At 44.1% G+C, this 20,006-nt stretch carries 18 protein-coding genes; 11 read left to right on the top strand and 7 right to left on the bottom strand.

Annotated features, from left to right (window positions below; genetic code table 11):
• The first annotated feature begins 26 nt into the window (after positions 1-26).
• The 3 genes from nirD (at position 27) to M9194_RS13965 (ending at position 3,726) form a co-directional block, all read left to right on the top strand.
• The gene (nirD, locus tag M9194_RS13975; protein ID WP_250613297.1) at positions 27-359 is read left to right on the top strand and encodes a nitrite reductase small subunit NirD; all 333 of its coding nucleotides are present in this window, start codon (positions 27-29) and stop codon (positions 357-359) included.
• A 12-nt stretch (positions 360-371) separates the two neighbouring features.
• Entirely contained in the window at positions 372-1,841 is a 1,470-nt protein-coding gene (locus tag M9194_RS13970) for a NarK family nitrate/nitrite MFS transporter (RefSeq protein WP_250613296.1), read from the top strand.
• Between the two features lie 133 nt (positions 1,842-1,974).
• Positions 1,975-3,726: a bifunctional protein-serine/threonine kinase/phosphatase gene (locus M9194_RS13965; protein WP_250613295.1), complete on the top strand. Its 1,752-nt coding sequence runs from the start codon at positions 1,975-1,977 to the stop codon at positions 3,724-3,726.
• A gap of 170 nt (positions 3,727-3,896) precedes the next feature.
• Here the strand turns inward: M9194_RS13965 and M9194_RS13960 are convergent, their stop codons facing one another.
• Positions 3,897-4,127 (bottom strand): hypothetical protein, encoded by a 231-nt coding sequence (locus tag M9194_RS13960; RefSeq protein ID WP_250613294.1) that lies wholly within the window; start codon positions 4,125-4,127, stop codon positions 3,897-3,899.
• Positions 4,128-4,481: 354 nt separating this feature from the next.
• Complete coding sequence (locus M9194_RS13955) at positions 4,482-9,326, bottom strand: RHS repeat domain-containing protein (protein WP_250613293.1); 4,845 nt, start codon at positions 9,324-9,326, stop codon at positions 4,482-4,484.
• Positions 9,327-9,827: 501 nt separating this feature from the next.
• Between M9194_RS13955 and M9194_RS13950 the strand changes: the two genes are divergently transcribed.
• Positions 9,828-10,178 (top strand): hypothetical protein, encoded by a 351-nt coding sequence (locus tag M9194_RS13950; protein WP_250613292.1) that lies wholly within the window; start codon positions 9,828-9,830, stop codon positions 10,176-10,178.
• Between the two features lie 174 nt (positions 10,179-10,352).
• Here M9194_RS13950 and M9194_RS13945 read toward each other — a convergent pair whose 3' ends face one another.
• Together M9194_RS13945 and M9194_RS13940 are read right to left on the bottom strand one after the other, a co-directional pair.
• Positions 10,353-11,648: a hypothetical protein gene (locus M9194_RS13945; protein WP_250613291.1), complete on the bottom strand. Its 1,296-nt coding sequence runs from the start codon at positions 11,646-11,648 to the stop codon at positions 10,353-10,355.
• Positions 11,649-11,851: 203 nt separating this feature from the next.
• The gene (locus M9194_RS13940; RefSeq protein ID WP_250613290.1) at positions 11,852-13,177 is read right to left on the bottom strand and encodes a GGDEF domain-containing protein; all 1,326 of its coding nucleotides are present in this window, start codon (positions 13,175-13,177) and stop codon (positions 11,852-11,854) included.
• Positions 13,178-13,428: 251 nt separating this feature from the next.
• Here M9194_RS13940 and M9194_RS13935 point away from each other — a divergent pair, with 251 nt between their 5' ends.
• Positions 13,429-13,776, top strand: coding sequence for a DUF2956 domain-containing protein (locus M9194_RS13935; RefSeq protein WP_250613289.1), 348 nt, complete (start codon positions 13,429-13,431; stop codon positions 13,774-13,776).
• Between the two features lie 16 nt (positions 13,777-13,792).
• On the opposite strand, the gene M9194_RS13930 is transcribed toward M9194_RS13935, so the two are convergent.
• Positions 13,793-14,080 carry a winged helix-turn-helix domain-containing protein gene (locus M9194_RS13930; protein ID WP_250613288.1) on the bottom strand — a complete coding sequence of 96 codons (288 nt, stop codon included), beginning with the start codon at positions 14,078-14,080 and terminating at the stop codon, positions 13,793-13,795.
• A gap of 220 nt (positions 14,081-14,300) precedes the next feature.
• On the opposite strand from M9194_RS13930, the gene M9194_RS13925 reads away from it, so the two are divergent.
• From M9194_RS13925 to M9194_RS13910, 4 genes are read left to right on the top strand one after another with little or no spacing between them, the layout of a single operon-like run.
• Positions 14,301-14,648: an ArsC family reductase gene (locus M9194_RS13925; protein WP_250613287.1), complete on the top strand. Its 348-nt coding sequence runs from the start codon at positions 14,301-14,303 to the stop codon at positions 14,646-14,648.
• A 10-nt stretch (positions 14,649-14,658) separates the two neighbouring features.
• A complete protein-coding gene (dapE, locus tag M9194_RS13920; RefSeq protein WP_250613286.1) occupies positions 14,659-15,792 on the top strand; it encodes a succinyl-diaminopimelate desuccinylase in 1,134 nt (377 codons plus the stop codon).
• Between the two features lie 2 nt (positions 15,793-15,794).
• The gene (locus M9194_RS13915; protein WP_250613285.1) at positions 15,795-16,481 is read left to right on the top strand and encodes a M15 family metallopeptidase; all 687 of its coding nucleotides are present in this window, start codon (positions 15,795-15,797) and stop codon (positions 16,479-16,481) included.
• A 2-nt stretch (positions 16,482-16,483) separates the two neighbouring features.
• The gene (locus tag M9194_RS13910; protein WP_250613413.1) at positions 16,484-16,708 is read left to right on the top strand and encodes a DUF2897 family protein; all 225 of its coding nucleotides are present in this window, start codon (positions 16,484-16,486) and stop codon (positions 16,706-16,708) included.
• Between the two features lie 33 nt (positions 16,709-16,741).
• Here the strand turns inward: M9194_RS13910 and bamC are convergent, their stop codons facing one another.
• Both bamC and dapA read right to left on the bottom strand, forming a co-directional pair.
• Positions 16,742-17,779, bottom strand: a complete 1,038-nt coding sequence (bamC, locus tag M9194_RS13905) for an outer membrane protein assembly factor BamC (protein ID WP_250613284.1) — start codon at positions 17,777-17,779, stop codon at positions 16,742-16,744.
• Between the two features lie 47 nt (positions 17,780-17,826).
• The gene (gene dapA, locus M9194_RS13900; protein WP_250613283.1) at positions 17,827-18,705 is read right to left on the bottom strand and encodes a 4-hydroxy-tetrahydrodipicolinate synthase; all 879 of its coding nucleotides are present in this window, start codon (positions 18,703-18,705) and stop codon (positions 17,827-17,829) included.
• 288 nt (positions 18,706-18,993) lie between these two features.
• Between dapA and M9194_RS13895 the strand changes: the two genes are divergently transcribed.
• Positions 18,994-19,536 carry a glycine cleavage system transcriptional repressor gene (locus M9194_RS13895; RefSeq protein WP_250613282.1) on the top strand — a complete coding sequence of 181 codons (543 nt, stop codon included), beginning with the start codon at positions 18,994-18,996 and terminating at the stop codon, positions 19,534-19,536.
• Positions 19,537-19,549: 13 nt separating this feature from the next.
• Positions 19,550-20,006 (top strand): thioredoxin-dependent thiol peroxidase (gene bcp, locus M9194_RS13890; protein WP_250613281.1); only part of this gene is annotated, 457 nt, incomplete at its 3' end.

Here is a 20,006-nt window from a genome sequence, read left to right as displayed (position 1 = left end):
TCCACTCGACGAGCAAGGAGAACATCATGAGCAACTGGCTGACTATTTGTACCATAGAGGACTTAATTCCGCAAACGGGTATCTGTGCCAAAGTCGCAGGTGAACAAGTGGCTATTTTCTACTGCAAACGCACCGAACAACTTTACGCTCTGTCCAACTTCGATCCTGTTGGCAAGGCAAACGTACTTTCTAGAGGCATCATGGGATCAATTGAAGGTTCGCCCTATGTCGCCTCCCCGCTATATAAACATCACTTTCATCTTGAAGACGGAACCTGTCTAGAAGATCCAGCCGTACAAATTCAAACCTATGGCATTCGAACTCTAGAAGGCCAAGTTCAAATACACACCTCTACCTAGAAGGATACCATCATGAATAATGTCCCATTTTCGATTCTATCCTTCAAAGGGAAAATGAAAGTTCTGCACCTAAGCTGGATGGCCTTTTTTATCACGTTTCTTGTCTGGTTCAACTTCGCGCCTCTACTGGAAATGGTCAAGATTTCACTCGGGTTAAATAAAGAGCAAATCACTACCTTACTGATTCTCAACGTTGCCCTCACCATCCCTGCTCGGGTCATCATAGGAATGTTTACCGACAAATACGGCCCCAGAATAATCTACACCGCTCTGCTCGTTCTTTGTTCCATCCCCTGCTTTATGTTTGCCCTTGCAGATAACTACACACAAGCGGCGATTGCCCGCTTCTTACTTGGGTTTATCGGTGCAGGCTTTGTGATTGGTATTCGACTGGTGTCTGAATGGTTCCCACACCACGAACTGGGCACAGCAGAAGGCATCTATGGCGGCTGGGGTAATTTCGGCTCTGCCGCTGCCGCTTTTACGCTTCCCTCCCTAGCTCTTCTTTTTGGCGGAGAGGATGGTTGGCGCTATGCCATTGGCCTGACGGGAGTGATGTGTCTACTTTTCTCCGTCGTTTTCTTTAAAAATGTCTCCGACACACCAAAAGGATCAACGTATTTTAGGCCTAAACACCTATCAGGCATAGAAGTCACCAGCACAGGGGATTTTTTTTTGCTTTTACTGATGAAAATCCCTATGTATGCCGCTCTAGCGCTATTGGCATGGAAGCTGTCGCCAAGCGGTGTCAATATGCTATCCGATGGCGCCGTACATAGTATTTACATAGGCCTCACTGCGCTCTATCTATATGAAGTCAATCAGTTATGGAAAATCAATAAAACCGTATTTCAATATGACACGGCGCCAATCCATCGATACAAATTTAAACAGGTCGCTATTCTTAATGTGCTTTATTTTGCCACTTTTGGCTCTGAGCTCGCCGTTGTGTCCATGTTACCGCTGTTTTTCTTAGATACCTTTTCATTGTCGCCCGTCGTGGCTGGAATGGTCGCTTCCGCGTATGCATTTATGAACCTCATGTCTCGACCTGGTGGTGGGTGGATCTCTGATAAATTTGGTCGCAAACCTACCTTGCTGATACTAACCGCAGGTTTAGCCGCTGGTTACTTTGTGATGGGCCAAATTGGCGCACAGTGGCCCGTTTGGCTTGCGGTGCTCGCCGCCATGGCATGCTCTTTCTTTGTCCAAGCAGGAGAAGGGGCTGTATTTGCGACCGTGCCTTTAATTAAACGCAGAATGACTGGCCAAATCGCCGGAATGACTGGCGCATACGGGAACGTGGGGGCGGTGGTTTATCTCACTGTGTTATCTTTTGTCGATTACCACACCTTCTTTTTTGTGATCGCTGGCACCGCTGTCCTTGGCTTTCTGGTGTTATTACTCATGGAAGAACCAAAAGGACAAATTGCTGAAGTCAATGAAGACGGCAGTGTGACGCTAATCGATGTTTCTAACTAATAGATCACCGATTAGACGTTTAGCACTAGAAATCGTACACAGAAAGAGAAAATTTTATATCGCTTTGAGGTTATTTTAGGCAATTATCACGCAACATATCTTTATGTTTAATAAGGAGTAGTAGGTCCACTCTATGATCGTAACTCAAATTGAAAAACCAACTAAACTGGCCGTTCGATTTGGAGGACGATCACTGGCTGGAGCGAAGCATCAAAACCAGGATGCGTTAATCGTCAAATCGCCCACTCTGCGTACGGAGCTTGAATTAAAAGGCGTCACCGCCTGTATTGCGGACGGGGCCAGTTGCAGCGACTTTGGGCAACAAGCAAGCCATACCGGTGTGACTCAATTTGTCTTAGATTACTACACCACACCAGATAGTTGGGGTGTCAGGCGCTCTGCGAGCAAAGTATTAGACGCACTCAACTCTTGGCTATTCCATCAAGGAGAAACACAATCACTCAATCACAACGGTCTTGTTACGACACTGAGCGCCATCATCTTCAAGTCGAATACGGGGCATATTTTCCACATTGGTGATAGCCGAATTTATCTATTAAGAAACCAAAAACTCCAACTGCTTACCAAAGACCACAAAAGAAAGCCATTGGCTGGAGACTCCTATCTCACAAGAGCCCTCGGCATAGATAGCAAAGTCGACATCGACTATTCAACCATTGTGTTACAAAGTGGCGACAGGTTTATACTGACCACAGATGGTGTTCACTCGACGCTAGTGGACAAAGATTTGGCGTCTCTTTGCGATGAGAGATTTCGAAACTTAGAAGATCTGTGTGAAGATATTTGCCATCGAGCAATCAAACATGGCAGTGACGACAATGTGTCCTGTTTGATGATTGAGATAACCCACTTACCTAAGCCAACGCTGCTTGAACACCAAGCACTCATGACTCGCCGAGCGATTCCACCCGCGATGAAAGTGGGCAATAGAATTGATCGATACGTTGTCAAAAAAGTCTTGCATACCAGTAACCGAAGCCACGTCTACGAGGTGGAAAATAGCATTAATCAAGAGCGGTATGTACTCAAAGCCCCATCCATATGTATGAGCGAGGATAGCGCTTACCTAAAAGGCTTTTCCAATGAGTATTGGGTGGGACAGAAGCTCAATAGCCCCATGGTAATGAAAGTCTTCATGCCCCCAGAAGACTCAAAGTTCGCCTACCAACTTTGCGAGCCCATTAAAGGGATGACTTTGCGACAATGGATGTTGGACAACCCTAGCCCTGAACTCGCAAAAGTAAGGAATATCCTTGATGAGTTAATCAAGGCAATACGAGTATTTCAGCGTGCGGGGATGGTTCATCGCGATCTTAAACCCGAAAATATCATGATGACAGAACAAGGCGATATTAAGCTGATAGACTTTGGCTCAACTCAAGTCGAAGGCATTGACGAAATACAACTCTCTAACCCGTCAGATCTCCCCCTTGGCGATGTGAATTACATAGCACCTGAATACATCAATACAGGTAGCGCAACAACCCAATCGGACCTTTTCTCTGTTGCCGTCATTGGCTATGAAATGCTAACGGGGGAATTACCTTTCAAAACACGCACGATTCAGTCCATCCAATCCGCTCGTCACCTGAAATGGCACTACCTATCACTTCAGTCCTTGAGGCCAGACATCCCAGAATGGGTAAACTTAACCTTTGAAAAAGCCTGCCACCCCTCAATGATACAGCGCTATCAGGTATTAAGTGAGTTCGTCACCGATCTTCATACCCCTAATGCCCAACTGCAAAAAAACAGACAAAGCAAACCTTTGATTAAAAGAAATCCAATACTGTTTTGGAAAAGCACTAGTATATTGCTTGCACTGGTTGCCTTCTTAGAGCTTTTGGCGTTGATGGGTCGGTAGCAACTCCGTCGCTACTTGGGCATATTGCTTGGTGATCACATTGTCATTACCGCGGTTTGTCATTACCGCGGTTTCTGAGAAACTTTTGGACAGAAGCGATTTAGAGTTCTTACTCTAAATCGCTGGTCTAGGATGAGAAATTCTATGAATCACACACAAAATTCGATACTTTAATCGTAGTATCCTTCCCCAAATATGATAACCGTAGCTGCTGGAGATTTAGGGTCGTCGGTCTTCCTTGGGGCGTATGCACCTATGCCTAGCTTGTAGGAAGTACAGCCATCTACCTCGACTTCCAGATCTGAGTCTATACCAAACATTAACCGCTCAAACTCTTGATAGGAAATTTCTAGTAACTTCCGGCCATTGAATTCTAAGCCAGAATTCAATGTAAATTCCATAGCTTCAACTGCTCTATGAGAGTTGTAATAAACAAAAAGGCCCAAAGATTCATAGTGATCACAAGGCTCTACATCCATAGGAGTTCTTGCAAAACTCGTAAATGAACCACCCAAACAACTTCTAACGTCCTCTCGTGACATATTAAATCTTACTGGATTTACACCGATGTGTGGTGTAACTACAAAATTCATTTTCATACAATATCAAACTACTTCTTCATCGTTCCAGAGGCGTAAGTCTCCCCACAATCTACCATATGTTACAGCTGTCATCTTACAGTTTCTACTATCGATACTGTTGTTAATGAATATAGAAAGTAGCAACACGGTAGTCCATAGACATTTTTCTAGGTATTAGTAAATTTTACTGGACACTTTATTGATACCTTTCCCCCCCGTTCCTTTACTACCTTTCCCTAAGAGTTTCTTAGTATATGCTTGCATCTGCTGTATTCCTTTATCATATTTTGAGCCAAACTTAGACCGAATATCACTTATATCCATTTGTTGAGCTTCCAAAAATTTACCCTCCGCAATAAGCTTAGCTTGCATAGCTCGATAACCCTTCGCTGTCTTGGTACTACCATAACTTGCTGTTTTCGCGTGGTCAGCAGCAGACATAGATACGGCTGGCCCTGAGTAAGAAGAGTAGGAGCTTACTGAATCTGCAGGCATATGGTGAGCTTCGTTACCCGCGATACCTTTGATTTTGCCATAAGCTCCGCCCTTAGTTACTACTTTAGCTTCGGTTTCACTGTCTTTAACAAAATCATTATAGGCTTGCTTTGCTTTCCCCAGAAGCTTTCCTCCTCCAACAATAGCTTCTTCGCCCATATGCTCTAATCCATCAAATTCGGGTCCAAACGCATCCAAATCGACTTCAATATTATATCTCGTTTCTTCATCAACCCATTCTTTACCATCAGGGTCTTTATATCGAAGCGGATTATCAGCAGCATAGGCGTACCGACTGAACGTCATTGGCCGAGTTTGGTCAAACCCTTTCGGGTCAATCCCCATAAAGCGCCCAATCAGTGGGTCATAATATCTCGCCCCAAAGTAAGACAGGCCAGTCTCACTGTTATACGGTTTATTGATAAAGCCAATATGCTCACCAATCTCACCCGTTAATGTATCTTTGTAGATCCCTGGGTTAACTTCTGAGCCATACGGCAGATAGGTTTGTCCTTCCCCATCTGAGTCTACAATCGTTCCAGTGGGCTTGGTTTCAAAAATGACCGAGCCTTGCAAGTCATTGTGGAAGAACGTAGAGCTTGTGGTGTCGGCTGTCGTCGTTATTGGGTGTGTACTTTCCGCAATCTTTCGACCGTTTAGGTAAATGTAGTTGGTCGCCGTCTGTCCATCGCTCTTATACAGCAGTTGGTTCTTTTGATTGTATACCTCATAGTGCAGCGCACTGGTGTTGAGGTTCTCTACGGCAACACGATTCCCCATTGCGTCGTAATAGTATTGATAATCAAACCTACTGCCTGTGGCTGGGTTGCTCCCATTTGCGGTGGTGAGCTCCTTTGCATCGTTATAAGTAAAGGTTGTGCCACTGCCATTACGGCTTGTCACATCCCCATACGCATCATAAGAAAAGCTCTCAGACAGTGGTTTTACGTCACTACTTTGCCAGGTTCCCGTTAATGCTCCTGTGATATTGCCAGAGACAGACTGAAGGCGGTTCTTCTCATCATAGCTGTAGTTGAGCGTTTGCCCTTCGTAACTCTTGGACGTGATATTCCCCGTTGCGTCATACGCAATATTGACGAAATGGCCATAGATAGACGCATGTGTTAGCCAATTAGCACCATTGTATGAGTAGCTCTTGTCATGGTCAGGCCTAGTATCTTGCACAGACTTGATGTTGGCGTTGCCATCATAGCCATAGGTCAACGTGATGTTGTGATAATCTTCACTGATGCTCTGACTGCTACTCAATTCAAGTGTTTGAATCATGTGGCGCGCGTTCAGCGTATATGCAGTAGTGACACCGCTGGCATCGGTAAAGCTTTTTTCGTGACCATCGGCCATGTAGCTGACATTGGTGACCCAATCACTGGCTTTGGTTGGCCTTCCTAGTGAATCGGGCGCATAGTCTACCTCAGTACCGTCAGCATAGGTGGCCGAAGACATAAATCCATGGCTGTCATAAGCGTACTTAAACGTCATGGGGTTTTGTCCATTGATGGACAAACTCGCAGACTTCAACTTATCGAGTGAATTGTAGGTATACGTCCACGTATTGGGCATACCATTTCCGGTGACATCGGCAGTGGCTTTCTTGCCCGTTGGCGTATAGGTAAACGCATTCACCTGACCATCCGGGAAGGTGGTAGTGGTGAGCTCACCAATTTTGTCGTAGGTGTTTTTCGTCACACCACTATCACCAACCTGAGAGTTCAAGACCTCACCGATGGCGTCATAGGTGTATTTGGTTGCCCCGGTCTCTGGGTTATCGATTTCGCTGACCCAGAAGTTACCGTTGTACTGGTAAGTGCGAGTCCAGCCGCCTTGCTCGACAGACAGCATACGCCCCATGGCATCACGGGTAATAGTGGTGGTCTGAGGCAGGCCATCATTGAGTGGCACCACAATTTGTATTGGGCCTAAGCTGTTATCCCAACTGCCTACAATGTCATTGGTGGTATCAATAACGTTGTGGTCCGCATCGGTATGCTCAACTTGGTCCCAACTCGGGTAAGCGGTGGTGGTTTGATATTTCCCCGTTTCACCTGGGCCTGATACGGGCCAATCTGTTTCAATAACCCGGCCTAGTCCATCATAAGTGGTTGCTGTACCTTGTGTATCACCTGGATACGAAGTAAAGACTTTGCGACCCAAGGCATCGTATTGATCGGTTTGCGTGTAGGAAGTGATGCCTGGTGCAGTGACTGTGATGGATTCAGGCTTACCAAAGGCATTGAAAACGGTGGTCTGTACGGCATTGCCGTGAGTTGTTATTGTCTCTTCTTGATTATTGACCAGCTTATAGGAACTAGTATATATATCACCATCAGGTAAATTGGCTTTGATGACACGTTCCAAAAAGTCATAACGATACGAAGTCCTGTACCCAGCAGGGTTGGTAAAGTTGGCAACCGTCCCATCAGGACTAACTTTGAATTTACTTACATGGCCGAGGGCATCAATTTGAACTTGAGCAAAACCCGCATAGTAATCCGAGTACGAGGTGGTGTTGCCTAGTGCATTGGTTTGTGTGGCCAGGTTACCGGTTGGCCCGTAGGTGTACGTGGTCGTGACGCCATTGTGAGTGTTTGACGTGGTGTAGCCATTCTCATCAATTACCGAGCTGGATGCATCCACAGCGGAGCCATCATTGCCATCGGTCACATCGCTGGTTGTCGCAATGAGGTAGTGACTCATGCCCGCGCTGTCTTTGTACTGCTTATCGAAGTAACTTTTACTAATGCTTTGCTCGTCGCCGTTCATCGACCCCAACGTTTCTGAGCTCACCAATCCATCACCGTTGTACTCATAGTTATCGGTAATCGTTGGGGTCGCGCCAGCGCTGGTCGCGTATGTGACTTGCGTCGCCTCTGATTGGTACGGTATTAACTGATACGAGCGGGTATTTGGTGCATTGCCACTGCTTTGCATTGGACCGAGCTTTCTATAATGGTACTGATATTTTGTATACAACAGTGATGCACCCGTTTTGGTATCGGTGACCAAACTATCGAGCGTTAACCCATCAATATAGTGGTTTTTTGGCTGATACGTAGTGTAAGTCGATGGCACAAAGAAGGTGATACCGCCATTCATAATCGGCACCATGACGTGGTGAACTTCTGGCGTATCGGATGCACCAACTGGCACAAAGTGAACTAATTGAGTTTTTACTGGCCCTGTGATCGTGGTGGCATCTTGGGCGTAGTGGTATTTCCAAGTGCTGGTTGGCATGCCCGGACCACTTTTGGTGTAGCTACTGACACGATAGGCACCAAAGCGCGGGGTAAAGCTTGAGTTGTTTCTTTGTTCGCGAAATGAACTAGACGTAATAGAAGTACTAAACTTAGCTATCGCTCCGTAAGGACTTTGTACTTGTGTTAAATAGTTAACATATTCATATGGCGGGTGATTTACAACGCCGTAGTTAGCCGTTCCTAAAGGAAATGCTCCGTGAAAGGAAAGCTTCCAGTAATATGAATTAGAGAACTTTATCGTATCGGTTCCTACCTGTTCATCGTAGTACTTATACGCCCGACAGTAATAATCACCGTGGTTTTCATGTTCACATATCTTATACCATCCATTTTGTACAAACGTACTCGATGGGATAAGCGTTATACTGTGCCCATCTGTCTGGCTAAGTACATGATCATTAGGATTCCACGTAACTTTGTATCCAGAAGAAGCCAATTTAATGCTTACCTCACCGTTACTGGACCACGTGTAAGTTATTAACTCGCCTCCATGAGCGCTGGTAATTTTTGTAACTCTAAGAACACTAGGAGAGCCCACTTTTGAGCAAGTATAGGTAACGCCATTTGGCGAAAGGAAGTCGTATACACCATTAGAAACTATTGCACGCCAATGATCTCTGGACATATAGTGCCCATTAGATGAATAGTACATTACATGAACATTGCCTTCTTCGTCCCTAAAGCTGAATGCATTCTTACTTGGTGTGTCTCCTCCAATTAAGCCTGGAAAGATATCGCCGTGTAATGACGGGTTCGTAGTTTTATGCGGTTTCGAAGTATTGTTGCTAGAGTAACTATCATACGCATAAACAACGTCTAAGGACAGTCCATCATTACCAGGTACATGAATCAATGGAATGGTTACCGTTGGCAAACCAGTCCATGCGCTCACTGCAATATTGTCTCCAGCACTAGAGTATCCACGCTTTGTAAAATCAGGCATGGCTGGCGCGATTTCCTCACCTGACCCTAAGCTCAATGCGGACATCATGGCCGTGGCTGCCTTGGCGTTGTGATTCGATGCTTGGGTGTTGGTTTGCTCTTTCGAGTTGTCAGACGAACGTTTATCCTGCTTTGTCCCTTTTTCTGTTTTGCTTTCAGGCATCACTGGCGCGTCATGGTCTGTAATATGGAGTTTGCTTATCAGTGCTTGCTGAAGCTGTTGGTTGGTCATTTTGGCGTAAGCGGGCGCGCCGACAAACACAGATGCCGCCATCAGCAGCAGGAGAAATTTGAACGTCTTAGTCATTGTAATTTTACGTCTGTATCGAAAATCAAAAGCCAGGGGAGAAGGTGAATATAGCCCCAATACGTTGTTTTTATTTAGTATTCCATTCTGATTAATTCATCAGAAATAATCGGGGAAGAATATATACAAACGTAATATGTAAGTAAATGTAAAAATAATTAAAGAAAAATGTCAGAGAAAAGAAAAGAACGTATCCCATTAATCTATAAAGATAAATGGAGATAATTACTAAAAGCAAAAACAATTGTTTCTAGTGATAGGCTCTAGACGTAAGCCAATGATTCTTTTATAGTCCGCGAAATTTTGAAATTTGATGATGACATTTTGTAGGGCAAAAAATCAGCAGTGTCATGCTGTTGAGTTGATGTTCTAGCGAAGAACGGGGCAGCTCCTAGTTAGCCGCTCCATCAAAATTTCATCACATTCATATCTTGAACAATACGGCTTGTAAAATTAGAGTGTGCCGCGTTTGGTGTCTTAATTATTCTTTGTGGAGAACTTATGAAACGTATTTTATTTTTGGTGCTAATTGTAGCTTCAACTGTTAGCTCACTGGCTTATGCTGGCACATATACTACTAGCGGAAACATTGGACAAATTCGAGCATATGCTGACTCAGGCTCAAGTTCTGACACTTCCGACGTAGTAATCCTACTCAATACAGGCCTTTCTCAATGTCCGACTGGAGTATGGCTGTCCGCTACTTCTCCGGGCTTAAAGTCTATGCTTTCGGTTGCATTAACAGCATACGCAGCTAACAAACCAGTCGTATTCCAAGTTTCAAATACAATGTGGCCAGGCAACAATAATCCATACTGCCAGGTAGTGGCTGCCTTTTTAGGTCAGTCATAGTTCAACTACGCTACTCTTGGCCCCTTTTAGCAACTCTAAGCTGAGATTAGTTTTAATAGGGTGAAAACTGACCTAGGTAAATTACGAACCTAACCTTTGAAACTTAGAAAGGGGCAAAAGACACTCTCTGACAAAACGTGTGAGTATTCACACGTTTTGTCTACATACCTATACTCAGCTTCTCGTCACCTCTGAAACCACAATCCCATATTCTCCAGAATCAAGCTTCACCGCTGTAGCAATAGTATTGTGACGAAGACTTACTGAACCTAGCATCACTTGTTCAACTTTACCTAGTTGAGCAATTTGAGTATGGGGCTCAACAACGGGCAGTATTGTCTCAGTACCTGCATTAGTGGCCTTGTCTCTGTTTACTGAAGAGAAGTATACACCTGACACTTTTGGTGATTGGCTCGTGGTTGCTTGAAATGCGATCGAAGCGTAGTGCTGACTTACGGAAAGAGTGGGGTTTCCAACCGCCTCTATTTTACTACTTTCATCAACGATACTGTCTCCCGTTTCCACCCATGAAAGCTTAGGCAAAACATTGGAAAAAATGGCCATATCCTTGAGTTGTTTATTTTTGCTAAATACAACCATATTAGCCACATAGTCTTGATGACCATCGTAGTTATAGTAGCTAGGGCCACCTAATGTGAAAGCATCCGTTCCTTTTGGGTAGCTCAACTTACCATAAACTGGTTTAAAGCTATTTTTGTGGTCATAGACATAAATATTTTGTTGTTTTGTCGACTCGTTAAAGGCTCTAACAGAGAATCTGTCTTTGTTTAAAGACAGATCCCAAAAATCGCCAATACCTTCAGTTTGCGAAGTCTGTAATGTATCCATATCGCCAGTATTAATGATATAGCGCACTACGTTCACACTATCGCTTTTTCCGTCATTCATTTTGGCAATAAAGTACACATCCCCATCACTAATATATGGTGCATTCAGTGATACCACTTTTTTGCCAGCAACTGCTTGATTGGTCTGTAGGATGGATTTCGTCACCCACTTCCCGTTTTCAAGCGTGGATATAAATATTCCGTTTTGATGGTTGTTCAGTTCAGCAGAGAACACAATATGATCACCGGAGACCATAGGACCATTGAAGTTAACCGACGGATTAGAGGTGATCTGCTTTGAAAAGTTAACGAACTGAACATCAGAGCCTTCGATTGTACTGGATGTGGTAATCACAGGTGCTGGATGATTCCAAAAATCCCCTTTCAGAGCACTAAAGAAAATCGCTGGTTCACCAGAGCTCGTACCCCTAATCACCATCTCTCTACCATTATCAGCTAGGTTCGGGCCTTCAAACGTGGTTCCTTTAGGCGCTAGATATGCACTTTCAACGCTCACTTTCACCTTTGGCTCTGTTTTATTTGTGGAAGCTTGGAACTGGCTACACCCAGAAAGGGACAACACAGATAGGGCTGACAACGTCAGTAAAGTATTTGTTTTCATAGAATTACTCTTAGGATAATCAAGGCAACACTTAGCCTTATATAAACGGCATGTACAGGCCTACAATCTAAAAGCTCATGGAGGTTTTTGGTCAGATTTAAGTAAGAGCCTTTCATTTATTGATAAAACAAGGGACGCATCAAGCGCACACCGTTCCGATTACACAAATTGCAACAAAATAAATGTACTGATGTATCTTCAGTTCACCGACATACCTGATTTCGCCCACCTTGTTTGGCTTTGTACAACCGCTCATCGGCTGACGAGATCAAAGCTTCCAAGTTAGCTATGTGCTTATTAAAGCAACTAAGTCCAATAGAGATGGTGACTTTAACGGTCGTGTTCTTGTTAATGCGTAGCTCGCTTTGTTCTATCGACTCCCTTAGCCTCTCGGCGATAACCAAAGCCCGACTGGATTCCTGATTGGGCAGGATAACGATGAACTCTTCCCCTCCCCAACGTCCTAGTGAATCACTCGCTCTCAAATTCATGTGAAGCTTTTTGGTGATGCTTTTCAGAACTTGGTCACCAACCATATGACCATAGTTATCGTTAACCATCTTAAAATGATCAATATCTATCATCAATAAGCATAGAGCTAAGTCATCTTTCTGGCTGCGTTGAAGCTCGTGCTTAGCCATCAGCATGAAGCCTCTTCGATTAAACACACCCGTTAACGCATCATAATCACTGAGTTGGGACAACGGAGTGACAAATCGGTTGTAAGTATATAAAAATACCGCCATGAAACCTGCGGCTCCAGCCAGTATTGATATCCAAAGCAGTCTGATATGAAAGTCAATATTTGACTGGATTGTCGCAATTTTCTTTGACGTACGATTCTCCACGCTGGCTATCACTTGGCTAATAGGCACCATAATATTTTTTTTGGCTTGGACGTAATCTTTGTCGTAGAGCAGTGCTAACGCTTGTTTGGCATTGGGGGAGGATGCATCAAAGTCTTGCAAGTTTACCGAGGCAGCAATAAGAGCAAATGCTTTTTGTTCGATCTCGGCCAGTTTATCTGAAGCATGCTGGGATTCATCAAGTAATGAGATTTCTCTGGCCGTAAAATTCGCATCTAACATCAAAGCTCTCAACGAGGCCATGGGCAGGGATTTAGCGCCTTCTAAGTGAGCGCCATTTTCTAGATTTAAGTGCCAATATACGGGAGAGTAATTGCTTGGACGAGGCGTTAGTCCGTTTCGTATTTGCAGAACTTTCAAAAAAGCATGTTTGTAGATTGGGTCGCCTGTCGATACATAAGTTCGAGACATGCGGGTGAGGTCTTCTGAAGACTGTAGAAGATCATTTGCCAGCTTTTGTGTATGCTGAGTGTCCGCCAACGCTTCTTTCACTTCATCCTGTAAGGCATTGATATTGTAAGATATCACTAGCAGTGCAACCAAGTAGGCTATAACCATAAATTGAGCACCGAAAGAAAAGTGTTGGAACTTTTTCACTAATTTTTTTTCATCTTTCAGTTTTATCATCACACTTGATAGCAATGCGTCCTTGCTTTCTAACATGGGCTGTTTCGCAGCAGTGGTTATCCCCCTAACGCGAGCAGTCCATATCAATAGCCATCAAGCTTTATAAATAAGACATCTCATATAAAACGATAGCTAATGTGGTAGAAAAATCGAGCTTGATATCTGCCGATAAATCCAAGTCTAAAGCAAGGTATTAGCAAATAAGGAGAAAACTGATAGAGATAGTTGATAATTTCATTAGCGCTTCATGTTACCCTAAGCGGCAAACTTGTCACTTTGCCACAGCAATGAAAAATAAAATTACCCCATCAGAAGAAACCCAAAAAGAAGCAATGAAAATCGCGAAAGCGACTCAAAAACCGGGCCAAACCAAAGAGCAAACTCGCTTGGTCGCCCAAGGCATTGAGAAAGGCATCGCCATCTACAAAAAACAGCAAAAAGAAAGAAACCGTAAGGCAGATAAAGCGAAGAAAAAGGTTCAGCGTGAAAAAGAAGCTGGAATCAAAGAAACGCCCGTCGAAAGCATTAATACTGATGCCAACCAAGCGCCTACTCAATCCCCAACAATATTGCCTTGGGTTTTACTGGTACTAAGTTGGGGGTTATTTATTGGTTATTTTATTATCAACCGATAACTATCAGCCTATCCAACTAACTGTAGTGACTGACACTATTAACAATATCTTTGTGACGATCGAGTACCCACTGACTGTCAAACGGTCCCCAATCTGAGAGCTGATAATAGCCATCGTTATGACGTCTGCCATCTTGCACGAACATCAGTTCAATACCGAGGCCAGGTAGCGCTTTTAAGACATCTTGAATGGTCCGCCTTGGCCACCCCGTCGTCGCAATGAGTTTGGGAACGTTGGGCCTTTCTAGGCTTTCAACTAATAATGCTATGTAAAGCCGCCTGGCAAATACAGGACTCAAGTCCATTGATTTTTCCTCACAAAAACTAACGTGCAAATGTAAAACTGAGTAGCTTGGATCTATCGATATTATTTCTAATTTCATCGTGAAAGCATTGAGGCGGATCAAGTTGCCCTCACTCTGTATCAGATTTAGGCTCCGAGAAAAATCGACGAGTTTTTGAGTATGTTTACACTTCCTGATAGGATTTGAAACACAGCCCCACCCGTTTAGATAAAGGAAGTAAATGAACACCACCATGTTCGGTATCCCAAACTGCGATACGATAAAAAAAGCAAAGAAATGGCTCGACGCTCAAGATATTACATTTCAATTCCACGACTATCGGAAACAAGGCATCGATAAAGCACTCGTGAGTCAGTTTTGCTCAGAATTAGGTTGGGAAACCGTCCTTAATAAACGAGGAACAACGTATAGACAGCTGACCGACGAGCAAAAAAGTACTTTGGACGAGAAAAGTGCTATTGAACTGATGGTTGAAATGCCAGCCATGATTAAGCGCCCAATTTTAATGGTCGATAATCAATTACATATAGGCTTTAAGCCAGAGCAATATTCAAACATCTTTTCATAAGGTATACACAATGACCGATAGTCCTACTTTATCCCTTGCCAAAGACTTAATCAGCCGACAGTCTGTCACCCCTGAAGATGCAGGATGTCAAGATGTCATGATCGAGCGTCTAAAAAAGCTCGGCTTTGAAATTGAAGTTATGGTGTTTGATGACACAACCAATTTTTGGGCAAGACGTGGCAATGCAGCACCGCTTTTTGCCTTTGCTGGACATACTGATGTCGTGCCTCCTGGAGATCTTGCTCAATGGCATACTCCGCCATTTGAAGCCACAGTCATCGATGACTACCTGCATGGGCGTGGTGCTGCCGACATGAAAGGCTCCCTAGCCTGTATGGTAGTTGCAGTAGAGCGCTTTATTAAAAACAACCCGAATCACCAAGGCTCTATTGCGTTTTTAATCACTTCTGATGAAGAAGGACCGTTTATCAACGGAACCACACGTGTGGTTGATACGCTAACCGCGAGAAATGAGCTGATCGACATGTGCATTGTTGGTGAACCATCTAGCACTCATCACATTGGTGATGTGATCAAAAATGGCAGACGCGGCTCGATTACTGGCGATTTGAAAGTAAAAGGCACACAAGGCCACGTTGCTTACCCTCATTTAGCGAATAACCCTGTGCATAAAGCCATGCCTGCATTGACTGAGTTGGTGGAAACCGTGTGGGACAACGGAAATGAGTTCTTCCCTCCGACCAGTTTCCAAATCCCTAATTTACATTCTGGCACTGGCGCGGCTAACGTTATACCTGGAGAGTTCAACGTCCAATTTAACTTTAGATTTAGTACTGAAATTACCAGCGAACAAATCCAGAACAAAGTTCAGTCCATACTCGATGCACATGGGCTAGAGTATGAGATAGACTGGTCATTAAGTGGTCAACCTTTTCTCACCGATTCAGGCAACCTATTAGAGGCAGTCGTGAAAGCGGTGGATGAAGTCAACCACAAATCACCTGAGCTTTTGACAACTGGAGGCACGTCGGATGGACGCTTTATTGCAAAGATGGGCGCTCAAGTCGTCGAGCTAGGTCCCGTCAATGCGACGATTCATAAAATCAACGAATGTGTCAGCATTCCTGATTTAGAAAAGCTGACCGACATGTATGAAAAAACGCTGGAAAACTTACTAGGATAACCATGACCCCTACGCAGCTAACAGGCATTGATTCATCACATTTAACGTCGCTACAAGTTGGCAATAAACACTTCTTGCTCAACCCTGACGTGAAACAAGATCTGATCAAGCTTCAGCTAGCTGCGGAAAAGGCTGGCTTTCAGTTTTTCATTGCCAGTGGCTTTCGCAGCTTCGAGCAGCAAAACGTAATTTGGCAACGTAAGATGTCTGGAGAGTTAGCGATCCGAGATAGAGAAAATAATCGACTCGATACGGATGTCCTCAGTGAAGCAGAAAAAATCAGAGCGATTTTAAATTGGTCGGCTTTGCCTGGTGCAAGCCGCCATCATTGGGGCACGGATTTTGATGTCTATGATGGCTCATCCATCACAGGTAATACTGAGTTGCTGCTAGAGCCTTGGGAATACGAATCTGGTCATCAGGCAAAATTCTCTACATGGCTGAAAGCGAATGTTGAGCGCTATGGTTTCTTCTTTCCCTACGATACCTTCCGTGGAGGCGTAGCATTTGAACCTTGGCATATCAGTCACCTAAAAACATCAAAGCAATGTCTAGCACAGCTCACGCTTCAAGTGCTCAAAGATCAATTACTAAAGAGTGAGATTTTAGGCCATCAAAGCATTACAACCATGCTCGATGAAATCTACAATCAATATATAATCAATATCAATCCGACGGGACGTCAATGAATATCATAGATTGGTTATTTAATCCTTGGGTTATCGCGTTTGTTGTTATTAGCATCATCGCAGGTAACATAGCAGCCTTAAAATACTCAGCCAAAGTGAAGCTCGATTATCTAGATAAACGAAAATCCGACCTGGATAAACTCAATGAGCTCAGCGAGCAGCAGTCAAACGCAGACCAGATTCAACAAAACAAGGAAGAAAAATCAGATAAAACAAAGGCAGAGTAAACTCTGCCTTTGTTGCTGAGCTAGGTTAGCTATTTATGGGGTTGGGTCGGTCTTAGTATGTTTGGCTGCATCTTTGAACATAGGCACCAATCCTTTTAGTACGGCTTCGTCAACAGGTTTACCTGCTGAGTTGGTTAGGTTGACTGACGTCCGGTTAACCAAATCACCAAACAAGAAGGTATAGCTGCCACTCTTCAGTTTAATCGGTTTTTCACCGACCCGAGTCCAATAATCGCTGCCATTCGCTTTATAGTCTGCTTTTATCGAACCTTGCGATTGGTTCTTGTCCGTCACCGTGAAGCCCATTGTTTTCAGCATACTTGGTAGGCGAGACCAAACTAGGTTGTACTGAATTCGCGCAATAATCACAGGCAGACCGCTACGGTCAGTCCCCATTGTGATTGGAATTTGCTTCACCAATGCCTGTGCACGTTTGTTTTCTTCTTCACGTTTATCAGCATCATATTGATTGGTAATCAAATTCATCATCACCGCTGAGTACCGAGATTTTTCTAGCTCAGTCGGTTTGGACTCTTTGCCACCTTCGCGCCAATCGGTTAAAGATACCTGAATACCAGATCGCTCCTCGGTTGAGAGCATAGTGATATCGTATTTGGCACCGATTGATGTATCTTCGTCTTTAGAGTTCCAAGTTACCCAATCTGTTTTAATGTCTTTGTCAGTGCTAACAGGTGTCGCCACTTTGCGCTCCGCTAGGACATTTTTAGCGGTCTGCCAGACCTTAGGCACCTCGTCAGGGCTGTAGAACCAAACGATAGCGTCACCGTTTCGCTGCGCTACTTGAGTACCAGGAATAAGGTCAAAAACTTCTTGAGGAGGCCGTATATCGACTTGCTTGCCAATCGCCCCTTGATAATCCCCTTTCGGAATCTGATACTTCGTATAAAACTGTGGTTGAGCGTTAGTGGGATCTTTCCATGTTTGCATCGGCGCGGTAGACAGGTAGTCAAAATCGCCTCTTGCTTCACGACGTTGAGCCGCACTGTCAGAACAGCCACTTAATATTAAAACAGCTAGCGAACTGATGACTAGCTGATGAGTAAACTTCATTGAAACTCCTAGAAGAGCCGACGATCGCCCATCGGCTATTGTATCGATTAATTAATGCCAGCTTCTGTTAAAGCTTTCGCAACGATAGGTCTGTATTGCTCCGACAATTCCGTCAAAGGCAAACGTAAATTCCCTTCAGCGATCAATCCCATTTGATGGGCTGCCCATTTTACAGGAATTGGGCTGGATTCAATAAACAAGTTTTTGTGTAGTGTCATCAAACGTTGATTGATGATTTCAGCATCTTCGTAGTTTCCATCGAGAGCAAGCTGCATCATCTTAGCCATATCAGCGGCTGCAATATTATTGGTCACCGAGATAACGCCTTGGCCACCACGTTTAACAAACTCTAAGCCTGTCGAATCATCACCACTCAGTAAGATAAAATCTTCACCACAAAGTTCACGGTGAATTTGAATTCGGCTTAAATCACCGGTTGCGTCCTTTAAGGCAACGATATTGTCGATTTCAGATAGACGAGCGACAGTTTCTGGTAACAGATCGACTGCAGTTCTTCCAGGGACGTTATAGAGAATCTGAGGAACATCACTAACTTCAGCAATGGCTTTATAGTGTTGGTAAAGCCCTTCTTGAGTAGGTTTATTGTAGTAAGGAGTAACACTTAAACAACCTGCTACACCTGAGTCCTTTAACAAACGACTGAAAGTAACAGATTCGTGAGTAGCATTCGCGCCCGTTCCAGCAATCACCGGGACACGGCCAGCAGCGAATTCCACCGTTTTATTAACGACTTTAACATGCTCTTCAACAGTTAGCGTCGCAGATTCGCCAGTGGTGCCCACAGCAACAATGCCGGTTGTTCCTGCGTCAACGTGGAAATCTACTAGCTTCTTCAGGCTAATGAAATCCACCTCACCATCATGATTAAAAGGTGTCATTAACGCCACTATACTTCCTGAAAACATGTCTCTCTCCAAAATTGAATACCTTGTTCGAATGGTACTGTATGCCGATTGTTAAACACAAGAAATTAATATAGATAATGTGGGGGGCTGAATACGGTCATTCGGCCAGCATACCTATGCCAGATCTAACGTTATATGACAAGTCGATGAACAAGATGTCAATAAGAAGTCATAGTGGTCATGCTGATGGCTCATCAGCTCTGCTTCTAACATATGCGTTATGCGTATTTTCTTCTTATCAAGCTATGCTAAGCTAACGGCCCACCGGAGAAGCTCTCAGAGATGACTATGAGTCAACATTTAGTGATTACCGCGATTGGAACCGATCGCCCAGGAATGTGCAATGAGATCGTTAGTTTGGTCGCTAACGCAGAAGGCAATATTGTCGACAGCCGAATCGCCATTTTCGGTGGAGAGTGCACACTCATTATGCTTGTGTCAGGAACAGTGAATGCAATTACACGCATTGAAGCCATGCTGCCTTTATATGGACAAGATAATGACATCATCACCATGACCAAACGCACCACCCCACATCCGACTCAAACGACCCCATATGTCATGGATGCACATATAGAAGCGGATGATAAAGTAGGACTTACTGAACAATTCACACAATTCTTTGCCGATAAGAACATTGGGCTTTCCGCTTTAAGTGCGCAAACAATAGATAAGTCAGCAATTAAAAAAGACCAAGACCAATGCTTTCTATCCATCGAAGCAAAACTGGGTGAGGAAATTGACCTACAACAATTAAAGAGCGCGTTCGAAGATAAATGCGCAACGCTGTCGGTCAACGGCACAATCAATTTTACCAAACACACCCCATAGAAGGATTCAATCAATGAACACACTCACCGCAGGCGCTGCTGCCCCAGAGTTTTCTCTGCAAAATGAACACGATCAGCCTGTTACCTTGTCAGACTTTAAGGGGCAAAAAGTACTGCTTTACTTTTATCCCAAAGCAATGACGCCGGGTTGCACTGTTCAAGCTCAAGGCTTAAGGGATATTAAGGCTGAACTAGATGCACTTAATGTAGCTGTACTAGGTGTCAGCATCGACCCAGTGAAGCGTCTTGGCAAGTTTATTGAGAGAGATAACCTAAACTTTACCCTGCTATCGGATGAAGATCATACCGTGGCTGAACAATACGGCGTGTGGGGCGAGAAGAAGTTTATGGGCAAGATATACGATGGCCTGCACCGGATCAGCTTCCTAATTAATGAACAAGGCACGATTGAGCATGTGTTCAATAAGTTCAAAACTAAAGATCACCACCAAGTGGTGTTGGATTATTTAA

Origin of the sequence: Vibrio sinus (genome assembly GCF_023634645.1) — a bacterium.
GTDB lineage: Bacteria > Pseudomonadota > Gammaproteobacteria > Enterobacterales > Vibrionaceae > Vibrio > Vibrio sinus.
This window is presented reverse-complemented; position numbering and strand designations above follow the sequence as displayed.

Bases quoted from the DNA above. Each gene is read 5' to 3' on its own strand.
- nirD (WP_250613297.1), top strand. From the start codon at position 27: ATGAGCAACTGGCTGACTATTTGTACCATAGAGGACTTAATTCCGCAA.
- M9194_RS13970 (WP_250613296.1), top strand. From the start codon at position 372: ATGAATAATGTCCCATTTTCGATTCTATCCTTCAAAGGGAAAATGAAA.
- M9194_RS13965 (WP_250613295.1), top strand. From the start codon at position 1,975: ATGATCGTAACTCAAATTGAAAAACCAACTAAACTGGCCGTTCGATTT.
- M9194_RS13960 (WP_250613294.1), bottom strand. From the start codon at position 4,127: ATGGAATTTACATTGAATTCTGGCTTAGAATTCAATGGCCGGAAGTTA.
- M9194_RS13955 (WP_250613293.1), bottom strand. From the start codon at position 9,326: ATGACTAAGACGTTCAAATTTCTCCTGCTGCTGATGGCGGCATCTGTG.
- M9194_RS13950 (WP_250613292.1), top strand. From the start codon at position 9,828: ATGAAACGTATTTTATTTTTGGTGCTAATTGTAGCTTCAACTGTTAGC.
- M9194_RS13945 (WP_250613291.1), bottom strand. From the start codon at position 11,648: ATGAAAACAAATACTTTACTGACGTTGTCAGCCCTATCTGTGTTGTCC.
- M9194_RS13940 (WP_250613290.1), bottom strand. From the start codon at position 13,177: ATGTTAGAAAGCAAGGACGCATTGCTATCAAGTGTGATGATAAAACTG.
- M9194_RS13935 (WP_250613289.1), top strand. From the start codon at position 13,429: ATGAAAAATAAAATTACCCCATCAGAAGAAACCCAAAAAGAAGCAATG.
- M9194_RS13930 (WP_250613288.1), bottom strand. From the start codon at position 14,080: ATGGACTTGAGTCCTGTATTTGCCAGGCGGCTTTACATAGCATTATTA.
- M9194_RS13925 (WP_250613287.1), top strand. From the start codon at position 14,301: ATGAACACCACCATGTTCGGTATCCCAAACTGCGATACGATAAAAAAA.
- dapE (WP_250613286.1), top strand. From the start codon at position 14,659: ATGACCGATAGTCCTACTTTATCCCTTGCCAAAGACTTAATCAGCCGA.
- M9194_RS13915 (WP_250613285.1), top strand. From the start codon at position 15,795: ATGACCCCTACGCAGCTAACAGGCATTGATTCATCACATTTAACGTCG.
- bamC (WP_250613284.1), bottom strand. From the start codon at position 17,779: ATGAAGTTTACTCATCAGCTAGTCATCAGTTCGCTAGCTGTTTTAATA.
- dapA (WP_250613283.1), bottom strand. From the start codon at position 18,705: ATGTTTTCAGGAAGTATAGTGGCGTTAATGACACCTTTTAATCATGAT.
- M9194_RS13895 (WP_250613282.1), top strand. From the start codon at position 18,994: ATGAGTCAACATTTAGTGATTACCGCGATTGGAACCGATCGCCCAGGA.